This window comes from Sinomonas cyclohexanicum, assembly GCF_020886775.1.
In the GTDB taxonomy this organism is placed as follows: domain Bacteria; phylum Actinomycetota; class Actinomycetes; order Actinomycetales; family Micrococcaceae; genus Sinomonas; species Sinomonas cyclohexanicum.
In genome coordinates this window covers 3,814,540-3,837,522 of sequence record NZ_AP024525.1, presented here as the reverse complement: position 1 = coordinate 3,837,522, position 22,983 = coordinate 3,814,540, and the positions used below count along the sequence as shown (strand labels likewise).

20 protein-coding genes and 1 rRNA gene are annotated in these 22,983 nt (G+C 70.2%); 8 read left to right on the top strand and 13 right to left on the bottom strand.

All coding sequences use genetic code 11. The features are described from left to right. Positions 1–9: 9 nt before the first annotated feature. The 8 genes from SCMU_RS18060 to SCMU_RS18025 all read right to left on the bottom strand — a co-directional run bounded on the left by SCMU_RS18060 (position 10) and on the right by SCMU_RS18025 (position 8,136). Positions 10–849, bottom strand: a complete 840-nt coding sequence (locus tag SCMU_RS18060) for a gamma-glutamyl-gamma-aminobutyrate hydrolase family protein (RefSeq protein ID WP_229230469.1) — start codon at positions 847–849, stop codon at positions 10–12. Next, on the bottom strand, positions 846–1,571 hold the full coding sequence (locus SCMU_RS18055) for a gamma-glutamyl-gamma-aminobutyrate hydrolase family protein (protein WP_229230468.1): 726 nt from the start codon (positions 1,569–1,571) through the stop codon (positions 846–848). Before SCMU_RS18055 ends, SCMU_RS18060 begins: the two co-directional genes overlap by 4 nt. Further along, positions 1,568–2,323 (bottom strand): ABC transporter substrate-binding protein, encoded by a 756-nt coding sequence (locus SCMU_RS18050; RefSeq protein ID WP_229230467.1) that lies wholly within the window; start codon positions 2,321–2,323, stop codon positions 1,568–1,570. Before SCMU_RS18050 ends, SCMU_RS18055 begins: the two co-directional genes overlap by 4 nt. After that, the gene (locus tag SCMU_RS18045) at positions 2,320–3,741 is read right to left on the bottom strand and encodes a glutamine synthetase family protein (RefSeq protein WP_229230466.1); all 1,422 of its coding nucleotides are present in this window, start codon (positions 3,739–3,741) and stop codon (positions 2,320–2,322) included. The genes SCMU_RS18050 and SCMU_RS18045 overlap by 4 nt, the downstream gene beginning before the upstream one ends. 97 nt (positions 3,742–3,838) lie before the next feature. Further along, positions 3,839–5,140 carry an NAD(P)/FAD-dependent oxidoreductase gene (locus SCMU_RS18040; RefSeq protein WP_229230465.1) on the bottom strand — a complete coding sequence of 434 codons (1,302 nt, stop codon included), beginning with the start codon at positions 5,138–5,140 and terminating at the stop codon, positions 3,839–3,841. A gap of 2 nt (positions 5,141–5,142) precedes the next feature. Further along, positions 5,143–5,334 (bottom strand): ferredoxin, encoded by a 192-nt coding sequence (locus SCMU_RS18035; protein WP_229230464.1) that lies wholly within the window; start codon positions 5,332–5,334, stop codon positions 5,143–5,145. Between the two features lie 39 nt (positions 5,335–5,373). Then, positions 5,374–6,588, bottom strand: coding sequence for a cytochrome P450 (locus tag SCMU_RS18030; RefSeq protein ID WP_229230463.1), 1,215 nt, complete (start codon positions 6,586–6,588; stop codon positions 5,374–5,376). Positions 6,589–6,627: 39 nt separating this feature from the next. Further along, positions 6,628–8,136, bottom strand: a complete 1,509-nt coding sequence (locus tag SCMU_RS18025; RefSeq protein ID WP_229230462.1) for an APC family permease — start codon at positions 8,134–8,136, stop codon at positions 6,628–6,630. A 468-nt stretch (positions 8,137–8,604) separates the two neighbouring features. Between SCMU_RS18025 and SCMU_RS18020 the strand changes: the two genes are divergently transcribed. After that, positions 8,605–10,128 carry an amino acid permease gene (locus SCMU_RS18020; protein WP_229230461.1) on the top strand — a complete coding sequence of 508 codons (1,524 nt, stop codon included), beginning with the start codon at positions 8,605–8,607 and terminating at the stop codon, positions 10,126–10,128. A gap of 151 nt (positions 10,129–10,279) precedes the next feature. Next, positions 10,280–11,851, top strand: coding sequence for a cation:proton antiporter (locus SCMU_RS18015; protein WP_229230460.1), 1,572 nt, complete (start codon positions 10,280–10,282; stop codon positions 11,849–11,851). 8 nt (positions 11,852–11,859) lie between these two features. Here the strand turns inward: SCMU_RS18015 and SCMU_RS18010 are convergent, their stop codons facing one another. Beyond that, a complete protein-coding gene (locus SCMU_RS18010) occupies positions 11,860–13,854 on the bottom strand; it encodes an acyl-CoA dehydrogenase family protein (protein WP_229230459.1) in 1,995 nt (664 codons plus the stop codon). Between the two features lie 73 nt (positions 13,855–13,927). Continuing rightward, the gene (locus SCMU_RS18005) at positions 13,928–14,677 is read right to left on the bottom strand and encodes an alpha/beta fold hydrolase (RefSeq protein ID WP_229230458.1); all 750 of its coding nucleotides are present in this window, start codon (positions 14,675–14,677) and stop codon (positions 13,928–13,930) included. 46 nt (positions 14,678–14,723) lie between these two features. Between SCMU_RS18005 and SCMU_RS18000 the strand changes: the two genes are divergently transcribed. Next, a complete protein-coding gene (locus SCMU_RS18000) occupies positions 14,724–15,176 on the top strand; it encodes an SRPBCC family protein (RefSeq protein WP_229230457.1) in 453 nt (150 codons plus the stop codon). 97 nt (positions 15,177–15,273) lie between these two features. Here the strand turns inward: SCMU_RS18000 and SCMU_RS17995 are convergent, their stop codons facing one another. The 3 genes from SCMU_RS17995 to SCMU_RS17985 all read right to left on the bottom strand — a co-directional run bounded on the left by SCMU_RS17995 (position 15,274) and on the right by SCMU_RS17985 (position 18,286). After that, positions 15,274–15,918, bottom strand: a complete 645-nt coding sequence (locus tag SCMU_RS17995; RefSeq protein WP_229230456.1) for an NADPH-dependent F420 reductase — start codon at positions 15,916–15,918, stop codon at positions 15,274–15,276. Positions 15,919–16,034: 116 nt separating this feature from the next. Continuing rightward, positions 16,035–17,735, bottom strand: coding sequence for a L,D-transpeptidase family protein (locus SCMU_RS17990; protein ID WP_229230455.1), 1,701 nt, complete (start codon positions 17,733–17,735; stop codon positions 16,035–16,037). Then, entirely contained in the window at positions 17,732–18,286 is a 555-nt protein-coding gene (locus SCMU_RS17985) for a hypothetical protein (RefSeq protein WP_229230454.1), read from the bottom strand. Before SCMU_RS17985 ends, SCMU_RS17990 begins: the two co-directional genes overlap by 4 nt. Before the next feature lie 199 nt (positions 18,287–18,485). On the opposite strand from SCMU_RS17985, the gene SCMU_RS17980 reads away from it, so the two are divergent. The 5 genes from SCMU_RS17980 (at position 18,486) to SCMU_RS17960 (ending at position 22,799) form a co-directional block, all read left to right on the top strand. Next, positions 18,486–19,466 (top strand): glycosyltransferase family 2 protein, encoded by a 981-nt coding sequence (locus tag SCMU_RS17980; protein ID WP_229230453.1) that lies wholly within the window; start codon positions 18,486–18,488, stop codon positions 19,464–19,466. 233 nt (positions 19,467–19,699) lie between these two features. Continuing rightward, on the top strand, positions 19,700–19,936 hold the full coding sequence (rpmB, locus tag SCMU_RS17975) for a 50S ribosomal protein L28 (RefSeq protein ID WP_189693823.1): 237 nt from the start codon (positions 19,700–19,702) through the stop codon (positions 19,934–19,936). After that, positions 19,936–20,106, top strand: coding sequence for a 50S ribosomal protein L33 (gene rpmG, locus SCMU_RS17970; protein ID WP_043122011.1), 171 nt, complete (start codon positions 19,936–19,938; stop codon positions 20,104–20,106). Before rpmB ends, rpmG begins: the two co-directional genes overlap by 1 nt. A gap of 3 nt (positions 20,107–20,109) precedes the next feature. Further along, positions 20,110–20,415 carry a 30S ribosomal protein S14 gene (rpsN, locus tag SCMU_RS17965; RefSeq protein ID WP_229230452.1) on the top strand — a complete coding sequence of 102 codons (306 nt, stop codon included), beginning with the start codon at positions 20,110–20,112 and terminating at the stop codon, positions 20,413–20,415. An 864-nt stretch (positions 20,416–21,279) separates the two neighbouring features. Then, positions 21,280–22,799 (top strand): 16S ribosomal RNA (locus tag SCMU_RS17960). The last annotated feature ends 184 nt before the right edge of the window (positions 22,800–22,983 follow it).

The window sequence follows — 22,983 nt, the reverse complement described above, 5'->3', positions numbered from 1 at the left end:
CGGCCCGCCTCAGCAGGCCGCGGGTTCTTCGGCCCCTCGGATGGCGGCACCCGGGCCCATGAGGGCGGTGCGCGCCTGCGCGACGAACGCGCCGAACAGGGCCCTGCGGTCCTCCGCGGGTCCGTCGGGGTCCTCGGGGTGCCACTGGGTGGCGACCACCCACGTCCGGCCGGGGTGCTCGGTGCCCTCGACCACGCCGTCGTGCGCGCGGGCCGTGACCACAAGCCCGGGCGCGACGTCCGCCACCGCCTGATGGTGCCCGGACCGCACGACGGCGCGCGTGCGCCCGTAGATCCCGGCCACCTTGCTGCCGGGAGCCAGGAGGACCTCCTCGTCGAGGAACAGCGGCTCCCCCGGCCGGCCCTTGTGCAGGTCCGACGGCACGATGTCCGGCACGAGCGTGCCGCCCAGTGCCACGTTGAGCAGCTGCGAGCCGCGACAGACCGCGAGGACCGTCTGGTCGGCCTCGACGGCCCGGCGCACGAGGTCGAGGCAGAACACGTCCGCCGGGTAGTCCACGCCGTACTCGTGGGGCACCGGGCCGTCGTGCCCGTAGAACGAGGCGTGCACGTCGCCGCCGCCGAGGAACAGGACGCCGTCCGACCGGGCCGCCAGCGCGGCGTGCTCCGGGTCCTGCACGGCGCTGTCCACGAGGAACGGCCGCGCACCCTGGTCCACGAGCTCCTGGAACGCGGTGCGCGTGAAGGCCTCCATGATCGCGTGCGCCTCTGGCCCCATGCCCGGGAACGTCAGGGAGACGACCACCGCGATGCGGGGCGCGTCGTCCGGCAGGAGGTGGGCGCCGTCGGGCGCTACCGCCTCCCACGCGACGGCGAGCTGCCCGCTCACGCGGGGACCCCCGCGAGCCGTCCTCCGCGCACGCGCGCCCGGTCCACGACCCACTCGAAGAGCGCGTGGTCGCTGGCCGAGGAGGCCGCGAGGTCCTCGGGGTGCCACTGGACGGCGAGGACCTCGGCCCCCGGGAGCTCGAGGGCCTCGACGACTCCGTCGGCCGCGCGGGCCGTGACGCGCAGCCCCGCCCCGAGCGTGCCGACGGCCTGGTGGTGGTAGCTCGACGCGTCCGCCCCGAGCCCGCCGATCGCACCGGCCAGCAGCGAGCCGGGCTCGATGCGGACTCCATGCACCTCGCCACGGTGCTGGACGCCGCCCGGCCCGAGGTGCTGCACGAGCGTCCCGCCGCGGCCCACGTTGAGCAGCTGCATCCCGCGGCAGATCGCCAGGAGCGGCACGCCTTGCGCGACGCACGCGTCGATGACGCCCAGCTCGAACGCGTCCTGCCCGGCGTAGTCGGTGGGACCATACTCCTCGTGCGGCTCCTCGCCGTAGAGGGCCGGGTCGATGTCGGCGCCGCCCGGAAGCACGACGGCGTCCACGCGCCCCACCTGCCCCGCCGCGCCCTCCGCGCTGGCGGGGTAGAGGATCACGGGCTCGCCCCCGGCGCGGTCGATCGAACGGAGCACCTCGACCGCGACGGCCACGCCGTCGAACCGGAGTCCCTTGACCCCCGCGGACCACATGCCGGGGACGCCGATGAGCGGGCGCGGGCTCATGCGCGGACCTCGTCGAGCTGCACGGCCGGCGTTCCGAGCGGGAACGCCAGGTGCGGCATCCAGTCCGCCCAGACGGCGGCGAGCCGGCCGTCCGCGACCACGGCCGCGAGCGCGGCGTTGAGGCGCTCGCGGAGGGCGGGGTTGTCCTTCGCGACGCCGACGCCCCAGCGGTTTCCCGTGCGGACGGTGAACGCGACGTCGTAGGCCGGGTCGTCACCGAGCGGGACGGTCACGACGTCGTCGTCGACCATCGCGTCGACGTCGCCGCGCTTGAGGGCCGCGAGCATGTCGCCGAAGACGTCCGCGCCGGTGAACGCGACGGGGATCGCGCCGTCGAACGTCACCGCGAGGCGCATGTTCGCGCTGCCCTCGATCGCCGCGACCCGGTACCCGTTGAGTTCCCACCGGCTGCGGGCCGGGTCGCCCTTGCGGACCAGGACGGTCTCATCGAAGACGGCATACGGGTCGGTGAAGTCCACGACGGCCTCGCGCTCGGGGATGATCCCCTGGCCGCACCACACCGCGTCGACGCGGTGCTCGGCGACCGCGGTGAGCATGTCGTCCCACGCGAGGTACACCCACTGGACGGTCAGGCCGAGCTCGGCGGCGACGAGGTCCGCGGCGGCCGGCTCGTAGCCGCGGCGCACGCCGTGTTCGTCGCGCAGGCCGAAGAGGGGCGGCGCGTCGGAGTCGATGCACGCGAGCTGCAGGACGCCGGGGACGAGGGTCCCGCCGGGAGTCTCACGGCTCACGGGATCGTCTCCCAGTACATCTCGCGGTCCCACTCGGTGATGGCGCCGCAGTAGCGGGCCCACTCCTCCTGCTTGAGCTGCGTGTAGATCTCCACGAGGTCGCCGGGGAGGCGGCCCGTGAGGGTCGTGTCGGCCACGAACGCGTCGATGGCCTCGCCCAGCGTGAGCGGCAGCTGGCCGCCGATCGCGGGGAGGTCCGTGCCGCCCGCGTCCGGGGCGCCCGGGTCGAGGCGGCGCTCGAGGCCGTCCTCCATTGCCGCGAGGATGAGCGTGTGGGAGAGGTAGGGGTTGACCGCGGCGTCCGGAACCCGGTACTCCATGCGGCCGTTGGCCGAGATCCGCACGAGGCACCCGCGCGAGTCGAGCCCCCAGTTCGCCGTGCTCGGGGCGAACTGGCCGGCGTCCCAGAAGCGCTTGTAGGAGTTAACGGTCGAGGCCATGACCGCCATCGAGCCGCGGGCGTGGGCCAGGAGGCCGCCGATCGCGTGCTTCGCGGTCTCGGAGACGTGCAGCTCGACCCTGCCGGCGTCCTCGGTGACGTTCGTGTCGCCGTCCCACAGGCTCAGGTTGTGGTGGCAGCCGTTGCCCATCTGGCCGTTGTACGGCTTGGGCATGAAGCTCGCGGTGACGCCGAACTCGCGGGCCACCTGCTTGCAGATCTGGCGGTAGGTCACGAGCCGGTCGGCGGTGTTCTCGATCCGGTCGTACATCCAGTTGAGCTCGATCTGGCCGTCGTCCTCGTAGTCTCCCTCGATCATGTCCAGGCCCATGGCCTGCGCGTAGGAGACGAGTTGCTTGTAGATGGGGCGCATGCGTTCGAGGTTCTCGACCTGGTAGGCGGGGCTCGAGCCCGGCTTCTTGACGACCTCGAGGCCGGGGCCCTCCCACGTCATCTCCGGCTCGGTGCCCGAGCGGACCTCGAATCCGGTGCGCGCCGTGAAGTCGGCGTGCGCGCGAATGAGGAGCGAGCGCGTGTCGAGGGCGAGGGGACGCCCGCCCACTTCGGGCAGGTGCGGCGGCTCGTAGGCGGTGCAGAAGATGCGCGCCACCGACGTGTCCCACGGGAGCACCACGAACGTGTCCGGCTCGGGCAGGCCCCAGAACTCGCGGGCCTCGATGCCGCCGCCGATCAGGTTGCCGTAGCGGTCGTTCTGCAGGTCGGACAGGGCCGTGCGGTGGAACGCGATGCCCTTCTCGAGGTTGCGGCGGAAGTGCCTGGCCGGGACCATCTTGGCCACCATGCGCGAGCCGATGGTCGGGAGGGCGTAGTAGATGTACTCGACGCCGCTCGCGGCGATCTTCTCGCCGAGTTCGCGGACGGTCTCGGGGCGGAGGTTGCGCTCGCGGTGCTCGGCGAAGGCGTCGCGGTCGTCGAGGGCGCGGCGGAGCGCGCTGGGCGACAGGTCCTGGATGGTCATGGTGGATCTCTTTTCGTCAGGCCCGGGCGGTGTTCGCCCAGGGGGAGTCATGTCAGGAAGGAACGGGTCACGTGGGAACGGCTCACGCCGGCGCGGGTCACGCGGGGACGCCGCGCAGCTCGTCGAGGACGGCCTGCCGGTACGTGAGGTGCCGGTCGGCCGGGATCGCGCCCGTGACGGTGCCGATCAGCCGGCCCTCCCGGCGGTAGGCGACGGCCACGCCGTCCGCCGGCCTGGCGGGATCGCCCTCGAGGACCTCGACCTCGTCGGCGAGGCCGGGGCTGCCGACGCCCTGGATCCGCAGGCCGAACAGGTCGGTCCAGAACGAGGGCAGGGGCGCCTCGGCCTCGGGGGCCTCCGTCCCGCGCAGCGCGGCGACGAGTGCCGGGGCGGCGAGCTTCGCCGTGTCCGTGGGGGTGGCCCAGTGCTCGACGCGTCGGGCGGGTCCGCCGGTGATCCGGTCGGGGTAGCGGGCCACGTCGCCCACCGCCACGACCCGCCCGCGGGCTACGGGTGCGGCCAGCTCGGAGTCGCCCGGGGCAACGGCGCCGAGCGCCCGCATGGACGCATCACACAGGACGCCGTCACCCAGGTCGAGGCCATTGCCCTCGAGCCACTCGACGTTCGCGTCGGAGCCGACCGCCTCGACGACCACGTCCGTGGCGACCACCAGGCCGTCGGTGAGCCGGACGCCGCCGCAGCGCGCGCCGTCGTGCGTTCCCGATGCCCGGGCGCCGACCGCGAGGAACTCGGCGACGCGCACACCCGGCAGGCATTCGACCCCGCGTGAGCGCAGCAGCTCCCGGACGCCGGCCGAGAGCTGCCCACCGACCGAGCGCTCCATGGGGCCGCTCGAGCCTTCGACGAGCGTGACCTCGCAGCCGAGGCCGACGGCGGTCGCCGCGACCTCGCACCCGATGAAGCCGGCGCCGACCACGACGACGCGGGCGCCGGGGACAAGCTCGGCCCTCAGGCCGAGCGCGTCCCCGAGGGATCGGACCACGTGCCGGCCGGCGAGCGGCCCCGGCGCGGCGACCCGGGCAGGGCGGAGGCCCGTGGCGACGACGAGCCCGTCGAAGGCGAGGCTCCCGCCATCAGCCATCGTGACCGTCCCGGCGGCGAGGTCCGCCGAGGCGACCGCGCTGCCGAGCCGCCACTCGATCCCCGTGGCGCTGCGGCGTGGCCGGAACGCGAGGGCGGCGTGGGCCTCCTCGGCGGTCCCTGGCGCCGCGAGCTGTGCCTTCGACAGCGGCGGCCGGTTGTACGGCATGTGGGGCTCATCGCCGACGACGACGATCTCCCCGCCCCACCCCGCGGCCCGCAGCTGCTCGGCCGCCCGGAGGCCGCCGAGGGAGGCGCCGACGACGACGATCCTCCGCTGGGACTCTGGCGTCTCCACCGCTAGTCCTTGAGGAAGATGGCCTGGAGGGGGCAGACGTCGATGGCCTCCTCGACCTCGTCCAGGAGCGCGTCGTCGAACGTCTCCTCGTACTCGAGGATGCCGTCGGCGTTCATGCGGAACACGTCCGGGGCGGCGATGGCGCACTGGCCGTGGTTGTCGCAGAGGGAGCGGTCAACGGTGATGCTGGGCATGGCTGTGCTTCCTTTCGGGGTCTCGTGGTGAAGGGCGCGTCAGGCGCGCTTGTCGAAGGCGATGGGGAGGCGGACCGGACCGGTGTTGCCCGAGTCAGGGAGCCACTCGTCACCGCCGGCGAGGCGGATGTTCGCGAGGCGGCGGGCCAGGAGCGGCAGGGCCTCGCTCATGTCCGCGCGGGCCACGAAGTGGCCGAGGCAGTGGTGGACGCCGCCGCCGAACCCGTAGTGCGGCGCGTGCTCGGCGAGCAGGTCGATCTCCGGATCCGGGAAGGCGCGGGGGTCCGTGCCGGAGGACTGGGTGAAGAGGTGCACCGTGGTGCCCTTGGCGATCGTGAGGCCCTGGTACTCGAAGTCCTCCACCGCCTCGCGGGTGACCCACGTGACGGTCGGGTTGGTCCGCATGACCTCCTCGACGGCCTTGCCGCCGAGGTCCGGGCGCTGCGCGAGGAGCTCCCACTGCTGCGGATTGCGGATGAAGGACTGCATGGCGAGGCCGAGCTGGTTGCGGGTCGTGTCCATGCCGCCGAAGATCAGCAGGACGAGCGCGTTGCGCAGCTCCTCGTCGCTGAGTCGGTCCCCGTCGCGGCTCGCGAGGACGAGCCGGCTGACGAAGTCCTCGCCCGGGTTGGCCTGGCGGTCGCGGATGAGATCCTCCGCGTACTCGTAGAGCTCGGCGACCGCGGCCTCGACCTTGTCGAGGTCCCGCTTGAACGTGACGCCGAGCGCTAGGCCGACCGTCGAGGCGAGGCGCGCGATCTTCGGCCACTCGCTCTCCGGGATGCCCAGCAGGATCGTCAGGACGCGGGTCGCGTACGGCTCGGCGAAGTCCCGCACGAACTCGGCCTCGCCCTTGTCGATGAAGGCATCGACGAGTTCGTTGGCGAGCTCCTGGAAGCGCGGCACGAGCTCCTTGATGAGCTTGGGCGAGAACGCCGGGTTGAGGAGGCGGCGGATCCGGTGGTGGTCCTCGCCCTCGAGGACGAGGAGGTTCTTGGTCCACCAGTCGTAGAACAGGCCGCCGTGGACGCCGTTGTGGTCCGGCCACTTCTTGCTCCCCTGGGACAGCTGGGGGCTCTTGAGGAGCTTGCTGACCTCCGCGTAGCGCAGGACGGCGATCCCATAGTTGGTGCGCGCGTACCAGCTGGCCTCGCGGGCGGTGCGCAGCTGCTCGGACTGCATCGCAAAGCTCGGGTCCGAGATGTCCAGATAAGGGGCGTCGAGGCTCTCGCCGAGCCGGGCATCGATGCTCATGGCGGCATCCTTTCGAAGGGTGGTGCGGTGAGGAGGGGATCAGACGTGCGCGTCGGCGGCGGGGGCGTCGCCGCGCAGGTAGGGCTTCTTGACGGCCATGTAGATCCCGCCGATGCCGATGACGATCACGGTGGACAGCAGGACGATCCAGTTCTGCCACCAGTCGACGTCCGGCGTGCGCGGCCAGGCCATGTTGACCATGCCGAGCACGCCCCAGACGAGGGCGAGGATGTTGACCGGGATGCCCCACGTGCCGAGCTGGAACTTGCCCGCCGGCTTCCAGCCGCGCAGCCGGGCCCGCAGCGCCGCGAGGACAACCATCTGGAAGCCGAGGTACATGCCCATGGCTGCGAAGGAGATGATCGCGACGAGCGCGTCGGCTGAGAACTTGGAGGCGAGCACGACCACTGCCGGGAACACCGCGGCGACGAGCAGGGAGTACGGCGGGACGTGGCGCTTCTCGCTGAACTTCCCGAGGAGGCCGCTGAAGGGGAGGATGCCGTCACGGGCCATCGCGTAGGAGAGGCGGCTGGCCGCGGCCTGGAGGCTGAGGACGCACGAGATGAAGGAGATCAGGACCACGCCGAGGACCACGTGGTAGCCGATCGGGCCGAACGCGTTCTCGAGAACCGTGCTGAGCGGGTCGGTGTCCTCTCCCGAGATGACCTTGCCGAGGTCGGGGACCGCGAGGATGAGGGAGAAGCACACGAACATCGCGGCCGCGCCGCCGATGTAGATGGTGGTGCGCATCGCCTTCGGGATGGTGCGCCCGGGGTTGGGCACCTCCTCGGCCACGTCGCCGCAGGCCTCGAATCCGTAGTACTGGAAGATGCCGATGAGGCCCGCGGCGGCGAACGCGAAGAAGTAGTTCGAGCCGTCGCCTGAGCCGAACGAGTTGAACAGGACGGACAGATCCTGATGGCGGTTCGCGATGAGGAGCCAGGCGCCCACGGCGATCGCCCCGCAGAGCTCGGCGATGAGGCCGATCATGGCCACGCGGTTGAGGATCTTGGTGCCCATGAGGTTCAGGACCGTCGCGAGGGCGATGAGGACGAGGGCCGCCACAATCGTGGTGTCGACGTTGTTCTCCAGGCCGAGGAAGCCCGCGAGGTACGGTCCGGCGCCGTAGGCGACCGAGGCGATCGTGGTGAGGAGGGCCACGAGGTAGACCCAACCTCCCATCCACGCCCACTTGCGGCCCCAGAGCCTGCGGGCCCAGGGATAGATGCCGCCGGCGACCGGGTAGTTCGAGACGACCTCGCCGAAGATGAGGGCGACGAACAGCTGCCCGAGTCCCACCACGACGAGCGACCAGAACATGGGCGGCCCGGCGATGCCGAGGGAGACGGAGAAGAGGGAGTAGATGCCGACGACGGGCGAGAGATACGTGAAGCCGAGCGAGACGTTCCCCCAGAACGTCATCTCGCGCTTGAAGGTGGTGTCATAGGAATAGCCCAAGGACGCCAGGTGCGCGGTGTCCTCGTCGTGCTGCTCGAGCTGACCGGCGCTCGGAGCCTGCGGAGCAGACCCAGCGGTGTCAGTTGTCACGGTGCCTCCTCAGTGGGGCGGGTCAAAGGGGGTGGGGGTCGATGCGGTGCCGGTCACCATTGCCTGTGATGGAGACCACAGCACCGCTTCGTGGAAAAACTATAAACATGGATGATTTACGAACGCAAGACCCTCTTGCGGTCCGGGCTTGTCCGTGACGCCGGCGGCCCTGCGGCCGAGGGCTCCGAATCCCAGTCGCGGCGCGGGATTCGCGCCTCGACGCGCAGTCGCGCTTTTCATCTGGAAACATAGGTTTTACACTGGGCTGAATCCCACGCGGGCGTGGTCCCCGCCTGTGCCACCGGCCGTCGCAGAGCGCCGGCCCGCGCAGGTTAGAGGACGAACCGTACAGGCGGCACCGGCACGCTGGTACGGTTCGTCCATCGCGCCATGTGAGCCGGATCCCGCATTCTGACGGGGCACTGTGATCGGCACCACGCTGATTGCCCTGATCGAACGGAGATCCGCATGCAGGCACCTGACCGGCTCGCTGCGCCCACCCGACAAGACCCAGCCGGCGGGACCGCCGCCCAGCTCACGGCAGACCGGACGACGGAGTCCGCGCCGAGCGCGAGGCTGCGGCCCCGGCACCTGACCATGATCGCCCTCGGCGGCATCATCGGCGCGAGCCTCTTCGTGGGCTCGGGTTCGGTGATCCGCACGGTGGGCCCCGCCGCCCTCTTTTCGTACGCGATCGGCGGGGCGCTCGTGGTCCTCGTCATGCGGATGCTCGGCGAGATGTCCACGAACCGTCCCGTCGTCGGCTCGTTCATGGAGTATGCCCGCGACGGCCTCGGCAACTGGGCAGGGTTCACCATCGGCTGGCTCTACTGGTACTTCTGGGTCGGCGTCGTGGCCTTCGAGGCCGTCGTTGTCGGCCGCATCTTCCACGAGTGGTTCCCGAGCGTGCCCGACTGGACGTTCGCGCTCGCGGGCATGCTCGTCTTCACGTTCACCAACCTCATGAGCCTGCGTTCCTTCGGCGAGACCGAGTTCTGGCTCGCGTCGATCAAGGTGACCACGATCGTCGTGTTCCTCGGCGTCGGCACCCTCTACGTCCTGGGCGTCATCCCCGGCTCCACCGGCTCCATCTCGAACATCACGGACCACGGCTTCATGCCGCACGGCTGGACGGCGGTGTTCAACGGAGTCGCCGTCGTGATCTTCAGCTACTTCGGCACCGAGATCGTCACGATGGCGGCGGCGGAATCGGACCAGCCCGCCAAGGGCGTCGCCAAGGCCACCAACACGGTGGTGTGGCGCATCCTCCTCTTCTATGTCGGCTCGGTCGCGATCCTGCTCATGGTCGTCCCGTGGGACGAGCTGCCCGCCAAGGTCAGCCCCTTCGCCTTCGCGTTCGGCCGCTTCGGGCTCCCCGGCGCCGAGCAGGTGATGAACGCCGTCGTGCTCACCGCCGCCCTGTCGGTGCTGAACTCCGGCCTCTACTCGGGCTCGCGCATGCTGTTCGCGCTCTCGAGGCACGGCTACGCGCCCCGCTGGGTCGAGGACCGCAACCGCGCAGGTGTGCCGTGGAAGGCCATCCTGCTCTCCACCGTGGTGGGCTACGTCGCGATCGCCGCGAACTACGTGGCGCCCAAGGACGTCTTCGACTTCATCATGAACTCCGCCGGCTGCGTGGCCCTGTTCGTGTACGCGTTCGTCGCTGTCACCCAGTGGCGCCTCCGCAACCGCATGAGCGCCCAGGAGAGGGCCGGGCTGACCCTGAAGATGTGGCTGCACCCGTGGCTCAACGCCGTGGTCCTCGCCGCGGTGGGGCTCATCGTGGTGCTCATGGCCTTCGACCCCGACGCCGCACCGCAGGTGTGGCTGAGCCTGGGCGCCCTCGCCCTGCTGCTCGCGGTCTACCCGTTCGTGCGGCGCCGCGCGACGGCTCGGGCGACGAGGGACGGCGGCGCGGCGGTAGGCGGCACGGCGGACGGCGACGCGGCGCACGACGGCGAGCCCTCGCCGTCGGCCGCCCAGCTCACCTGAGGCCAGCGCGCCTGACGCGCAGCGCATCTGAAGGCCACACGCGGCGGCGCCCCACCGGGCGCCGCCGCGCGTGCCTGCGTCGGGAAGGGCCGGGCACCGGTAACACCCCGGACATGTGCCTGTGACAGGATCCCCCTAACGAAGGGGGCACATGGAATTCCTTCTGCTGGTGGTCGGTCTGCTGTTCGGGACGGTGCTCATCGTGGGCGTCGGCGAGCGGATCCGGCTGCCCTATCCGATCCTCATGCTCGTGTTCTCCGCGCTCGCGGCCTCGCTGCCGTTCGTGCCGGACGTGCACATCGAGCCGGACCTGATCCTGCCGCTCTTCCTGCCGCCGCTGCTGTTCGCGGCCGCCCAGCGCTCGAGCTGGAGCGTGTTCCGGCTGCGCTGGCGGTCCCTCGTCCTGCTCGCGGTCCTGCTGATCATTGCGACCATCGCAGCGGTCGCCGCGGTGACGTGGTGGCTCGTCCCGGCGATCGGCCTGCCGCTCGCGATCGCGCTCGGGGCCATTGTCGCGCCGCCGGATCCTGTCGCGGTCGAGGCGATCGCGGCGAAGGTCAGCATGCGGCGCCGGCTCCTCACCGTCCTCCAGACCGAGGGCCTGTTCAACGACGCGATGGCCATCGTGATCTTCCAGACGGCCGTGACCGCGACCGTCAACCACGGCCAGATCGGCTGGGACGTTGCGCCCCGGTTCCTCGTCGGGGCCGCCGGCGCGGTCCTGCTGGGGCTCGCGATGGCCTGGATCGTGGGGGCGCTCAACAGGTTCGTCCCCAATCTCGTGGCCCGCAGCGCCGCGACGCTCGTGGCGCCGTACGCGGTGTACATCCTGGCGGAGGTGATCCATTGCTCGGGCGTGGTCGCCGTGGTGGTCACCGCGGTCGAGCTCGGCCGGAGAGCCCGCCCGCAGGACTCGGAGGAGCGGCTCACGCGCCGCGCCTTCTGGGAAGTCCTCGAGCTCCTCACCACGGGGGTCGCATTCGGGCTCGTCGGGATCGAGATGCGCTCCGTGGTCGGCGCCGAGGGCGCCAACCTCCTCACCTTCGTCCCCGGGATCGCTGCGATCTGCGCGACCGTCGTCCTCGTGCGCTTCGTCTGGATGTACGCGATGTACAGGATCGGCGGCACGGAGCGGCGCGAGAAGACCCCCGGGTCGCTCAAGGAGGTCGTGGTGCTCACCTGGTGCGGCATGCGCGGCCTCGCCACGCTGGCCCTCGCCCTGGCGCTCCCCGCGACCCTCGCAGACGGCTCGCCCACGCCGGGCCGCAACTTCGTGGTCGCCGCGGCAGCCTCGGTGCTGGCCGTGACGCTCGTCCTCCCCGGCCTCACGCTCCCCGGGCTGATGCGCGTCCTGAACCTGCCGGACGACCACGCGGCCGAGCAGCACGCCCAGCGCGCCCTCGCACTGAGGGCCGAACGCGTCGCGCTCGAGGCGATGCGTGCTTCGCCGGCCGCCGAGAAGCTGCCCGAGGAACGGCGCAAGGCCCTCGCCCGGCGCATGTCCTCGCTGCACAGCATCCTCGAGGCGGACTACGCCGAGGACCCGGAGAAGATGCTCAAGCTCAAGGCCGTGCTCGCCGCCATGGACCGCGTGCAGCGGGACGCCCTCGAGGCCGCCCGCCGCGAGATGCTCGCCGCCCGCAACGAGCCCGGCACCGATCCTGAGCTCGTGGACCGCGTGCTGCGCCGCCTGGATATGCGCACGGTGACGCTCGACCAGTGACCGCGGGGTCACTTCACGGTGCGGTGCCTGTCCGCAGTCGTGCTCGGTCCCTCGGCCCGCGGCGCGATCCAGGGGCCCGTTCCCTCGGACGGGTCGAGCACTCCCTCCTCGAGCCACGTGAACTCCCCGGCGAGGACGCCGCGCGCGAGGCGACGATCGGCGTCGTCCGTGTTGTCCCAGAGCGCGTCGAAGAGCGCCTCGACGCGCCGGCGGGACTGCTCGCAGAACGCCTCGGCGAGGTCGCGGGCGGTGTCCGCCCCGTCGGCGCCGTCGGCGCGGAGGTGCTCGGACCACGCGCACGAGGCGGCCATCGCGAACAGCTCGGCGCCGATGTCCACGATGCGGCCCAGGAAGGCCTGCCGGTGCTCGAGGGCCGCCTGCCAGCGGCCCATCCCGGCGAACGTGTGCCGGGCCAGCCGGCGGGAGGCGCGTTCGACGTACCGCAGGTGCTTTGCGAGGGTCCCGAACTCGCGGTAGGCGCGGGGGTCGTTGCCCTCGCCGGCGAGGAGCTTGGGCAGCCACTTGGCGTAGAAGCCCGAGGCGTCCCTCGCGGCCTTCGCCTTCTCCGCTAGCGTCGCGTCTGCGCGGGCCAGGTCGCCGGCAGCCGCGAGGTGCGCATCCACGGCCTCGCGGGCGATCAGCAGGCGCATGATCTCGGTGGAGCCCTCGAAGATCCGGTTGATCCGCAGGTCCCGGACGAGCTGCTCGGCGGGGACGGCGCGCTCGCCGCGGGCGCGCAGCGACGCGGCCGTCTCGTAGCCGCGGCCGCCGCGGATCTGCAGGAGCTCGTCGGAGACGGTGTAGGCCATCTCGGAGGACCACAGCTTCGCGAGCGCCGCCTCGATGCGCACGTCCTTCATCCCGGCGTCCGCGAGGGCGGCGGAGACCTCGAACACCGCCTCGAGCGCGAACGTGGTCGCCGCAATGAACGCAACCTTCGTGGCCACCGCCTCGTGCTCGCCGATGGGGCGGCCCCACTGCACGCGCGCGGCCGACCACTCGCGGGCGATCTTGAGCGACCACTTCCCGCCGCCCGCGCACAGGGCGGGGATCGAGAGGCGGCCCGTGTTGAGCGTCGTGAGGGCGATCTTGAGCCCCTGGCCCTCGCGGCCCACGCGGTTCGCGGCCGGCACACGCACGCCGTCGAACCGCGTCACGCCGTTCTCGAGGCCCTTGAGCCCCATGAACGAGTTCCGGTTCTCGACCGTGATGCCGGGGGAGTCCATCTCGACCACGAACGCCGTGATCCCGCCCTTGCCCGCGGGCACGGTGTTCTCCCGGTTCTCCGGCGCGGACCCCGCCGCCTCGTGGGGGAGGACCTTGGCCATGATGACCACGAGCTCGGCGATGACGCCGTTCGTGGTCCACAGCTTGGAGCCGTCGAGGATGTAGCTCTGGCCGTCCACGGCGAGCCGGGCCGTCGTCGTGAGCCTCGCGGGGTCGGAGCCGACGTCCGGCTCGGTGAGCAGGAATGCGGTCACAGCGCCGGCCGCGCAGCGGGGGAGGTACTCCTTCTTCTGCGCTTCCGAGCCGAACATCTTCACGGGCTCCGGCACCCCGATCGACTGGTGCGCCGAGAGGAGCGCTCCGATCGAGGGGTGCACGGAGCCGATGAGCATGAGGGCGCGGCCGTAGTAGGTGAGCGGGAGCCCCAGGCCCCCGTACTCCGCGGGGATCTTCATGCCGAACGCTCCGATGTCCGCGAGCGTGCGGATGTACTCGTCCGGGATGCGGTCCTCGGCCTCGATGAGCCCGCCGTCCATGCCCGCCACAGCCTCGCGCAGGCGCGTGAGGAACGCCTCGCCCCGCTCAGCCGCCTCGGGCTCCGTTTCCGGGACGGGGTGCACGAGGTCCCACTGGAAGTCGCCGAGGTAGAGGGCCTTGGCGAAGCTCGGGCGCTCCCAGTCCGCCTGGCGGCTGGCCTCCGCGACCGCGCGGGACTCGTCCCACGTGGGCTCGGCGCCGATGGAGGCGGTGGTGGTCGGGTCGATGTCCGTGGTCATGGCGGTTCCCCTCGTCCAAGGGCCGCCGTGGGTGGGTGACCCTTCAGCTATCAGTTCATGGTACTCCGAGTACCTACTGGCGGGTAGGGGACCAGGGTCCCGCCAGGAGGGCCGCGGCGCACTCGCCCGGAGCCTCCCACTGCACCATGTGGCCCGCGCCTGGGACGATCGTGCGGGACCAGCCCGGATGCGCGCCGAGGAGCTGCTCGACCTCCTCGCGCGGGCGGGTGCGGTCTCCGCCCCCGAGCACGACGGCGACGGGCGCCTCGATCTGTCCGGGCACCTCGGGGGCGACCCCCGTGAGCGCCGCGCGCAGCGATCCCTTGAGGACCGGGCCGGGCGCGTGGAAGGCGGACTCGAGCTCGGCCAGGACATCGGGATCGGTGGGCGGCTCGCGGTACCACGCGGCCAGGCACATCCCGATGGCCTCCGGGGTGGGCTGGCTGTCCGGCTGGAGGAAGAGCTCGGTGAGGCGCGCGCTCGTCGTGGCGCCCGGAGCGACAGGGACCATGCCGACGAACCCGACTCCCGCGACGAGCTCGGGGTGGAGCACCGCGAGCGTCGCGGCCACGGACCCACCCAGCGAGTGCCCGACCACGACGGCGGGTGCGCCGAGCCCCGCGAGGAGGCGGGCGACGTCGTGCGCGGCGGCCTCGAGAGTCCAGCCGGCCTCGTCTGTCTCGGTGCCTGCGGAGCCGTAGCCGAGCAGGGCCGGGACGTCGACGCGGCACCCGGCGGCACGGAGCCGCTCGGCGACCGGCCGCCACGTCGACGTGGGGCACGCCCAGCCGTGCAGGAGGACGAACGGCGGCCGGTGGCTCATGGAGCCACCCTAGTGCCGCCTCGCCGGGGAATGATTGACTGGCGGGATGACTGACACCCCTGAATCCCGCGTCGTGAGCTACGAGCGCATGGTGGATGCGCCCAGCGAGGCGATCTTCGAGCTCATCGCCGATCCGTCGGCGCAGCCCCGCTGGGACGGCAATGACAACCTCGGCGAGGCGCCGCAGGGCCAGCGCGTGACGGCCGTGGGCGACGTGTTCCGCATGGTCCTCACCAAGGGCGTTGTCCGGGAGAACCACGTCGTCGAGTTCGAGGAGGGCCGCCGCATCGCGTGGATGCCGGCCGAGGAGGGCAGCGCGCCGATCGGGCAGCTGTGGCGGTGGGAGCTCGAGCCGCGGGGCGCGGGGACGCTCGTGCGGCACACCTACGACTGGACCCAGCTGGCCGACCCGCAGCGCCTCCCGCGGGCGAGGGCCACGACGGCGGACAAGCTCCAGGCGTCCGTGGACCGGCTGGCGGCCCTCGCGGAGCGCGGGTAGCGGAGCCGAGCCGCGAGCACGACGAAGGGGACCACGCGAGGTGTGGTCCCCTTCGTCAGGCGGTGCGAGCGCGGGTGTCAGGTGGTGCGAGCGCGGCTCAGACGGCCGGGAGGAACTTCAGCGCCGAGTTCCACTGGTACTCGGGGAGGGAGTCGTTGGCGGAGAGCAGGATGTTGAGGAAACCGGTCTGCTCGAGCTGCTGCGCACGGCGCAGCGGGCCGACCTCGACCGGGTTCAGGCGCGCCGCGGAGGCGAAGTCGGAGACGGCCTTGACGGCGTCCTCGTCGTCGCCGGCGATGAGCACGTCGAGCTGCTGGCCGGACACGGCGCCGGAGACGAGCGTGCCGCCGAACGTGGTGTTGAACGCCTTGACGACCTTGGCCGGGGTGAGCTTCTGCAGCTCCTCGGCGGCGGACGTGCCGGCGGGGACGGCCAGGCCGTCGAATGTCGAGAAGTCGACCGGGTTGGTGATGTCCACGTAGACCTTGCCCGCGAGGGAGTCCCCGTACTCGGTGGCGACCTTCTTCGAGGCGTCGAAGTAGATGGCCGGGATGACGATGGTCCCGTCGATCGGATCGCCGATCACGCCGGTGGTGAACGTGCCGCCGAGTTCCGCGGCGAGGGCGTCGGCCTTGGCCTTGTCCTCGTGCGCGAGCAGCTGGACGCTCTTGCCGGCGGCGACGGCGCGGGATGCGATGCCGCGGGCCATGTTGCCGGTGCCGATGATGGTGATGTCGCTCATGATGATCTGCCTTCCAGAAAACCGCTTCCGAACCCTTACTTGAAGTTGCAACTAACGGTCCGATGGATCTATTCCCTGGCCAAGTGCTCCCCCGGCGAGGGGCGCCTGAGCGCTTCCTACCGGAACAGCGCCGAGCGGACCCCCATGATGATCCGGTCGCCGGAACGCGAGCGCTGGAGGAAGTCCACGACGGCCCAGTCGTCGAGCGCGATGCACCCCGCGGTGGGCACCTTGTTCATGTGCAGGAAGATCGCGAACCCGGCATCCTGGATGATCGGGCTGTCCGGGGGCCGGTTGTAGTTGATGACGGCGCCCTGCCGGTAGTCGTGCGCCGCCCGGGAGGCGAAGTACCACATGTTCTCGTCGTAGCCCACCCATGAGTCGGACTCGAAGTACTTGTTGTACGTGTCGGTCCCCGGGTTGCCGCCCCAGCGGGAGCGCGGGTTGAGCGTCGTGTACGCCAGGGACGTGCCCGGATTGCCCACGCCGAACGCCTCGGTGACGGTGTACGAGCCGCTCGGCGAGTAGTTGTAGCGCGTCGGCCCGGACGGGACGCCGGGGGCCTTGAACCCGGACGCGCCCACCTGCCCATCCGTGATCCACTGCGGCACGAACAGTCCGGCCACCCGGAAGCAGTTCACGGCCGTGATGCGGGTCTGCGCGTACCCCTCGGCGACGGCGAACGTGACCCGCGAGGAGCCGTCCGCACCGTAGACGCTCCGCCCGTCATTGAGCGTCTGGCACTCGCTCATCGCGTACACGGCGGTGCTGCCACCCGACCAGCCGATCAGGCCCGCCTGGAAGGTCTGGAGGCACTCGCCGCCGGAGCAGGTCTCGCTCGAGGTCGGGTACCCCAGCGTGCCGCGATTGTGCCCGTAGCTCGCGTAGCGGTCCAGGATGGCGCCGTTGACTGCCCAGGCGCCGGTGGCGGGGGAGTAGAAGATGTAGCCGTTGGCGAACTGCTGGAAGCAGCCGTTGCCGGGCTGGCCGCAGGTTTCGGGGCCGGTGGGGTAGGAGAGGAAGCCGCGGTTGTGGCCGGTGGCGGCGTAGCGGTCCAGGATGGCGCCGTTGACTGCCCAGGCGCCGGTGGCGGGGGAGTAGAAGATGTAGCCGTTGGCGAACTGCTGGAAGCAGCCGTTGCCGGGCTGGCCGCAGGTTTCGGGGCCGGTGGGGTAGGAGAGGAAGCCGCGGTTGTGGCCGGTGGCGGCGTAGCGGTCCAGGATGGCGCCGTTGACTGCCCAGGCGCCGGTGGTGGGGGAGTAGAAGATGTAGCCGTTGGCGAACTGCTGGAAGCAGCCGTTGCCGGGCTGGCCGCAGGTTTCGGGGCCGGTGGGGTAGGAGAGGAAGCCGCGGTTGTGGCCGGTGGCGGCGTAGCGGTCCAGGATGGCGCCGTTGACTGCCCAGGCGCCGGTGGTGGGGGAGTAGAAGATGTAGCCGTTGGCGAACTGCTGGAAGCAGCCGTTGCCGGGCTGGCCGCACGTCTCGGGCCCCACCGGCGCACCGAGGTACCCGGCGGCGCCGCCCGCAGCCGCCCACGCATCGCCGATCGGCCCCGACACGGGGTAGGGCGCGCCCGGAGGCGGATCGCTGGGGGCCGGCGCGGTGCTCGTCGGTGATGCCGAGGGTGCCGGTCCGGTCGACGGCGGTGCGGTCGACGCCGGCGCGGTCGCCGCGGGTGCCGATGCCGGCGAGGACGTCGGCCCGGACGGCGACGGCACCGTCGTCGCCCCGGCCGCGGGGACGAGGCCTCCGACGATCGCGGACGCCGCGAGAAGGCCGGCGAGGGCCGCCCGGATCGCTCGTGCGCGCCCGATCACTTCGCCACCTCCTGGGAGACCACGACGTCGCACCGCGCCGCAGTGGCGGACGCCCCGCCCGCGTCGGAGCCGGAGGAGACGGCGATGTCCGTGGCGTGCACCAGGGCGGTCCCGCCTGGCGGGACGGTCACGGTCTGCATCGAGTGCCCTGTGACATTCGGCCCGTTCATGACGACGATCGCCACGGTGTACGTGCGCCCCGTGTCCGTCGCGTTGTGGAGCGTGCCCGTGAAGGACCAGATCCCCGCCGCGTCCGCCTCGCACGTCGAGGACGTGAGGGCGTCCTGCGCCATCATGCTCTGCGCCCTGGACGGCACGCCGAGCGGGTCCGAGGGGGTCGGGACCGCGCTCGAGGGTCCCGAGGCTGTCGGCGCGCCGGACGCGCTCGGCGATCCGGCCGGCGTCGTGCCTCCAGCGCTTGCGGGAGGCGACCCCGGTCCGGCCGTGCAGCCCGCGACGGCGAGCCCCACGACGACGGCGGCGAGGCCGGCGGTCACCCTCGCGAGGGCGGCGCCGGCAGGATGGCAGGTTGAAGGTCGGCGGTCGATCACGGGTCCCCCTCGTCCACGGAACGGCACAGCAAACAGAAAACAGGGCAGCGCAGCACAGGGCGCCTGCGTCTGCGCTCATTCTTGCCGCGACCTGCGGCGGCAGGAGGAAGCCCCGACGCGACGCGCCGGGGCCACCGCCATGTCGTAGCATGGCCTCAGCTTGTCCGCCCGCCGATTCCACAGCACCGAAACGAGCCCCGTGAGCCGTCCTTCCGCGCGCGTCGCCATCGTGACCCGCACCAAGAACCGCAGCCGCTTCCTGAGGCGTGCGGTCGCCGACATCCTGGCCCAGACCTACGCCGACTGGGCCCTCGTGGTGGTCAACGACGGCGGTGATGCCGCCGAGGTCGACCAGGTCCTCGCAGAATTCGCCGAGCCGCTGGCCGGACGGGTCGCTGTCGTGCACCACCCCGAGAGCCTCGGCATGGAGGCCGCCTCGAACCGGGGCTGCGCCATGGCTGAGAGCGAGTTCATCGTGATCCACGATGACGACGACGAATGGGCGCCCGAGTTCCTTGCCACGACCGTGGCCCACCTCGATTCCCATCCCGACGACGGCGGAGTCACGGTCGAGACGGAGATCGTGTTCGAGCGTCTCACCGAGCGCGGCCGCGAAGTGGAGGAGCGGGTCATCTTCGAGCCGCAGCTGCACGCCATTACGCTCATCGACCAGCTCCACTACAACCGCTTCGTGCCGATCTCGTTCCTGTTCCGCCGGTCCGTGTATGACGAGCTGGGAGGCTTCGACGAGTCGCTCGCAGTCGTGGGGGACTGGGAGTTCCACCTGCGCTTCCTCGTCCGCCACCGGATCGGCTACGTCAAGGGGACTCCTCTCGCGTTCTGGAACCAGCGCCGGGAGGCGCAGGGCGACGAGGCCAACAGCGTCATCGCCGGCGACACCGACCACCATGTGTACTCGCTCAAGGTGCGCGACAGGCTCGTCCGCGAGCACGCGGCGTCGTACGGACTCGGCCCGCTCGTCTACCAGCGCGAGCTCATGGCGGCAGAGGTGGGGCGCTTCCACGCGCGGATCGACCAGCTCGAGCGTGGGCAAGCCGATCTCCTGGCGGAGGTGCGCGCGCTGCGCGCGCTCCTCGAGGAGGAGCGGCAGGCGCGGGGTACATGGTCGCGGATCCCGGGCAAGGCCATCGCCCAGGCCCGGTCGGCGCTCGGGCGCTGATTTGCGGGCGCCGGGCGCGGCGCCTAGTATTTAAGGCTGTCGTATGTAGTGGAGTCCACTTCTCGGCACTGAAGTCACCGTCTTACCGCGGCGAGGAAACTTCGGCTGGTTCTCACCCCGCCTGGTTCACCCTCCGGAAAGCTGCAGAACGAACGGTGCATCGAGGTGGCGGGACGCCTATGCGGACCGCCATTTTTACTGCAACTGTTTGACTACACCTTGGAGGAGCGAACATGGCAGCCCATTGCCAGGTGACCGGGGCATCGCCCTCGTTCGGTCACAGCATTTCCCACTCGCACCGCCGCACCAAGCGTCGGTTCGATCCGAACATCCAGAAGAAGCGCTACTGGGTCCCGTCCCTGCGCCGCAACGTCACCCTGACGCTGTCGGCCCGTGGCATCCGGACCATTGACGTGCGCGGCATCGACTCGGTCGTCGCCGAGCTGCTTGCGAAGGGTGTGAAGCTCTGATGGCCAAGAAGGACAAGGACGCACGTCCGATCATCAAGCTCAAGTCCACGGCAGGCACGGGCTACACCTATGTGACCCGCAAGAACCGCCGCAACGACCCCGATCGTCTCGTGATGAAGAAGTACGATCCGGTGGTCCGCAAGCACGTCGACTTCCGAGAGGAGCGCTAAGACATGGCCAAGAAGTCCAAGATTGCCCGCAACGAGCAGCGCAAGGTCATCGTCGAGCGCTACGCCGCGAAGCGTGCCGAGCTCAAGAAGACCCTTGTCGACGAGAACGCGACGGACGAGGCCCGCGAGGCCGCACGTCTCGGCCTGCAGAAGCTGCCCCGCAACGCTTCGCCGGTCCGCCTGCGCAACCGCGACCAGATCGACGGCCGCCCCCGCGGCACGTTCCAGAAGTTCGGCATCTCCCGCGTGCGCTTCCGCGACATGGCGCACAAGGGCGAGCTCCCGGGCGTCACCAAGTCGTCCTGGTAGGCACCAGACCCGTCCGAAGGGCGGCACCCCGCTGGGGTGCCGCCCTTCGGCGTATCCGGCGGTCCACCGCGTGCCGGGGCTGGGCGAGTGAGCCGAAGCGCACGACGTCGCCGCCCTCCTCTGGCGCCCGGCCCGGCGCGGTGGAACCGGTCCGTGGCACGGACGAGGAATCCCGGCGTCCGCGCCGGGCCGCCCCGGGCCGCACCGCGGCTATCCCGCCCATTCGGCCGGCGAGGTGCTGTTCGCAGGGGACACCGTCTGGACAACGGCATCTCCTTCGTGTGGGGGTCGCGTTCCAGCAGTACCCGGACCGGATCGCCGATGACCGTTCCGCGGCGCCGCGTTCGGAGGAGCTCCTGGGCAGGCTCGCCCGCTGGTTCTGCCTCGGCCACGGTCGGGTGCGCGCACTCGACACGCCCGGGCGTCACGCTCGATTTGCTGACGCCCCCGAATCCCTGTAATGTCTTCTGAGTCGCCGGGAGCGGCCGCGGAAACGCGGACGGAACGGCGGCCAAACCCCTTCTAAACAACCGGAAACGGACACGCTGACACGCGTCCCGAACCGGCGGGGCGGGGAATCTCGAGCACCGCGGACTCCAGACACGGAGTTTGCACCGGGAGAGAGACTCTGGTAGATTAGAGAAGTTGCTCCGGGACGGACTAAGGCCCCAAAGCCAATAGCTTACCGGAAGTTGTTTGTTGTTTGAGAACTCAATAGTGTGCCAAGTTTTGTTGATGCCATTTTTTTGGTTATCAGTTGCCTGGTTGCGTGCGCCCCTGTGTGCGTGGCTGGGTGTTTGATGCCGGATCATTTTCTGCTGGCTGGTGGCCTCATTTTCCTGGGGTTTCTGGTTGGCGTGTTTTTTGACGGAGAGTTTGATCCTGGCTCAGGATGAACGCTGGCGGCGTGCTTAACACATGCAAGTCGGACGATGATGCCCTTCGGGGTGGATTAGTGGCGAACGGGTGAGTAACACGTGAGCAACCTGCCCTTGACTCTGGGATAAGCCTGGGAAACTGGGTCTAATACCGGATAGTACTCCCTGCCGCATGGTGGGGGGTGGAAAGCCTTGTGCGGTCTTGGATGGGCTCGCGGCCTATCAGCTTGTTGGTGGGGTGATGGCCTACCAAGGCGACGACGGGTAGCCGGCCTGAGAGGGTGACCGGCCACACTGGGACTGAGACACGGCCCAGACTCCTACGGGAGGCAGCAGTGGGGAATATTGCACAATGGGCGGAAGCCTGATGCAGCGACGCCGCGTGGGGGATGACGGCCTTCGGGTTGTAAACCCCTTTCAGCAGGGAACAAGCGAGAGTGAGGGTACCTGCAGAAGAAGCGCCGGCTAACTACGTGCCAGCAGCCGCGGTAATACGTAGGGCGCGAGCGTTATCCGGAATTATTGGGCGTAAAGAGCTCGTAGGCGGTTTGTCGCGTCTGCTGTGAAAGCCCGGGGCTCAACCCCGGGTCTGCAGTGGGTACGGGCAGGCTGGAGTGCAGTAGGGGAGACTGGAATTCCTGGTGTAGCGGTGAAATGCGCAGATATCAGGAGGAACACCGATGGCGAAGGCAGGTCTCTGGGCTGTAACTGACGCTGAGGAGCGAAAGCATGGGGAGCGAACAGGATTAGATACCCTGGTAGTCCATGCCGTAAACGTTGGGCACTAGGTGTGGGGGCCATTCCACGGTTTCCGCGCCGCAGCTAACGCATTAAGTGCCCCGCCTGGGGAGTACGGCCGCAAGGCTAAAACTCAAAGGAATTGACGGGGGCCCGCACAAGCGGCGGAGCATGCGGATTAATTCGATGCAACGCGAAGAACCTTACCAAGGCTTGACATGTGCCGGACCGTCCCAGAGATGGGGCCTCCCTTCGGGGCCGGTTCACAGGTGGTGCATGGTTGTCGTCAGCTCGTGTCGTGAGATGTTGGGTTAAGTCCCGCAACGAGCGCAACCCTCGTTCCATGTTGCCAGCACTTCGGGTGGGGACTCATGGGAGACTGCCGGGGTCAACTCGGAGGAAGGTGGGGACGACGTCAAATCATCATGCCCCTTATGTCTTGGGCTTCACGCATGCTACAATGGCCGGTACAAAGGGTTGCGATACTGTGAGGTGGAGCCAATCCCAGAAAGCCGGTCTCAGTTCGGATTGGGGTCTGCAACTCGACCCCATGAAGTCGGAGTCGCTAGTAATCGCAGATCAGCAACGCTGCGGTGAATACGTTCCCGGGCCTTGTACACACCGCCCGTCAAGTCACGAAAGTCGGTAACACCCGAAGCCGGTGGCCCAACCCCTTGTGGGGGGGAGCCGTCGAAGGTGGGACTGGCGATTGGGACTAAGTCGTAACAAGGTAGCCGTACCGGAAGGTGCGGCTGGATCACCTCCTTTCTAAGGAGCATTGCACCCCCCGGTGGTGGTGCCGGCGGCCGCATGGCTGCCCGGTGCCCGGGGGGATGGCAGCCCCGCTGCGGAGACATGTGTTCTCCGGCGGGTGCTCGTGGGTGGAACATCGGCGATCCTGTGGCCCGTGCCCCGTGCGGTGCGGCCCTTCGTGAGTACGCCTCCCCTGTGG

Coding starts and splice junctions, on each gene's coding strand:
- SCMU_RS18055 (WP_229230468.1), bottom strand. CDS start 1,571: ATGAGCCCGCGCCCGCTCATCGGCGTCCCCGGCATGTGGTCCGCGGGG.
- SCMU_RS18045 (WP_229230466.1), bottom strand. CDS start 3,741: ATGACCATCCAGGACCTGTCGCCCAGCGCGCTCCGCCGCGCCCTCGAC.
- SCMU_RS18035 (WP_229230464.1), bottom strand. CDS start 5,334: ATGCCCAGCATCACCGTTGACCGCTCCCTCTGCGACAACCACGGCCAG.
- SCMU_RS18030 (WP_229230463.1), bottom strand. CDS start 6,588: ATGAGCATCGATGCCCGGCTCGGCGAGAGCCTCGACGCCCCTTATCTG.
- SCMU_RS18020 (WP_229230461.1), top strand. CDS start 8,605: ATGCAGGCACCTGACCGGCTCGCTGCGCCCACCCGACAAGACCCAGCC.
- SCMU_RS18015 (WP_229230460.1), top strand. CDS start 10,280: ATGGAATTCCTTCTGCTGGTGGTCGGTCTGCTGTTCGGGACGGTGCTC.
- SCMU_RS18010 (WP_229230459.1), bottom strand. CDS start 13,854: ATGACCACGGACATCGACCCGACCACCACCGCCTCCATCGGCGCCGAG.
- SCMU_RS18005 (WP_229230458.1), bottom strand. CDS start 14,677: ATGAGCCACCGGCCGCCGTTCGTCCTCCTGCACGGCTGGGCGTGCCCC.
- SCMU_RS18000 (WP_229230457.1), top strand. CDS start 14,724: ATGACTGACACCCCTGAATCCCGCGTCGTGAGCTACGAGCGCATGGTG.
- SCMU_RS17995 (WP_229230456.1), bottom strand. CDS start 15,918: ATGAGCGACATCACCATCATCGGCACCGGCAACATGGCCCGCGGCATC.
- rpmB (WP_189693823.1), top strand. CDS start 19,700: ATGGCAGCCCATTGCCAGGTGACCGGGGCATCGCCCTCGTTCGGTCAC.
- rpmG (WP_043122011.1), top strand. CDS start 19,936: ATGGCCAAGAAGGACAAGGACGCACGTCCGATCATCAAGCTCAAGTCC.
- rpsN (WP_229230452.1), top strand. CDS start 20,110: ATGGCCAAGAAGTCCAAGATTGCCCGCAACGAGCAGCGCAAGGTCATC.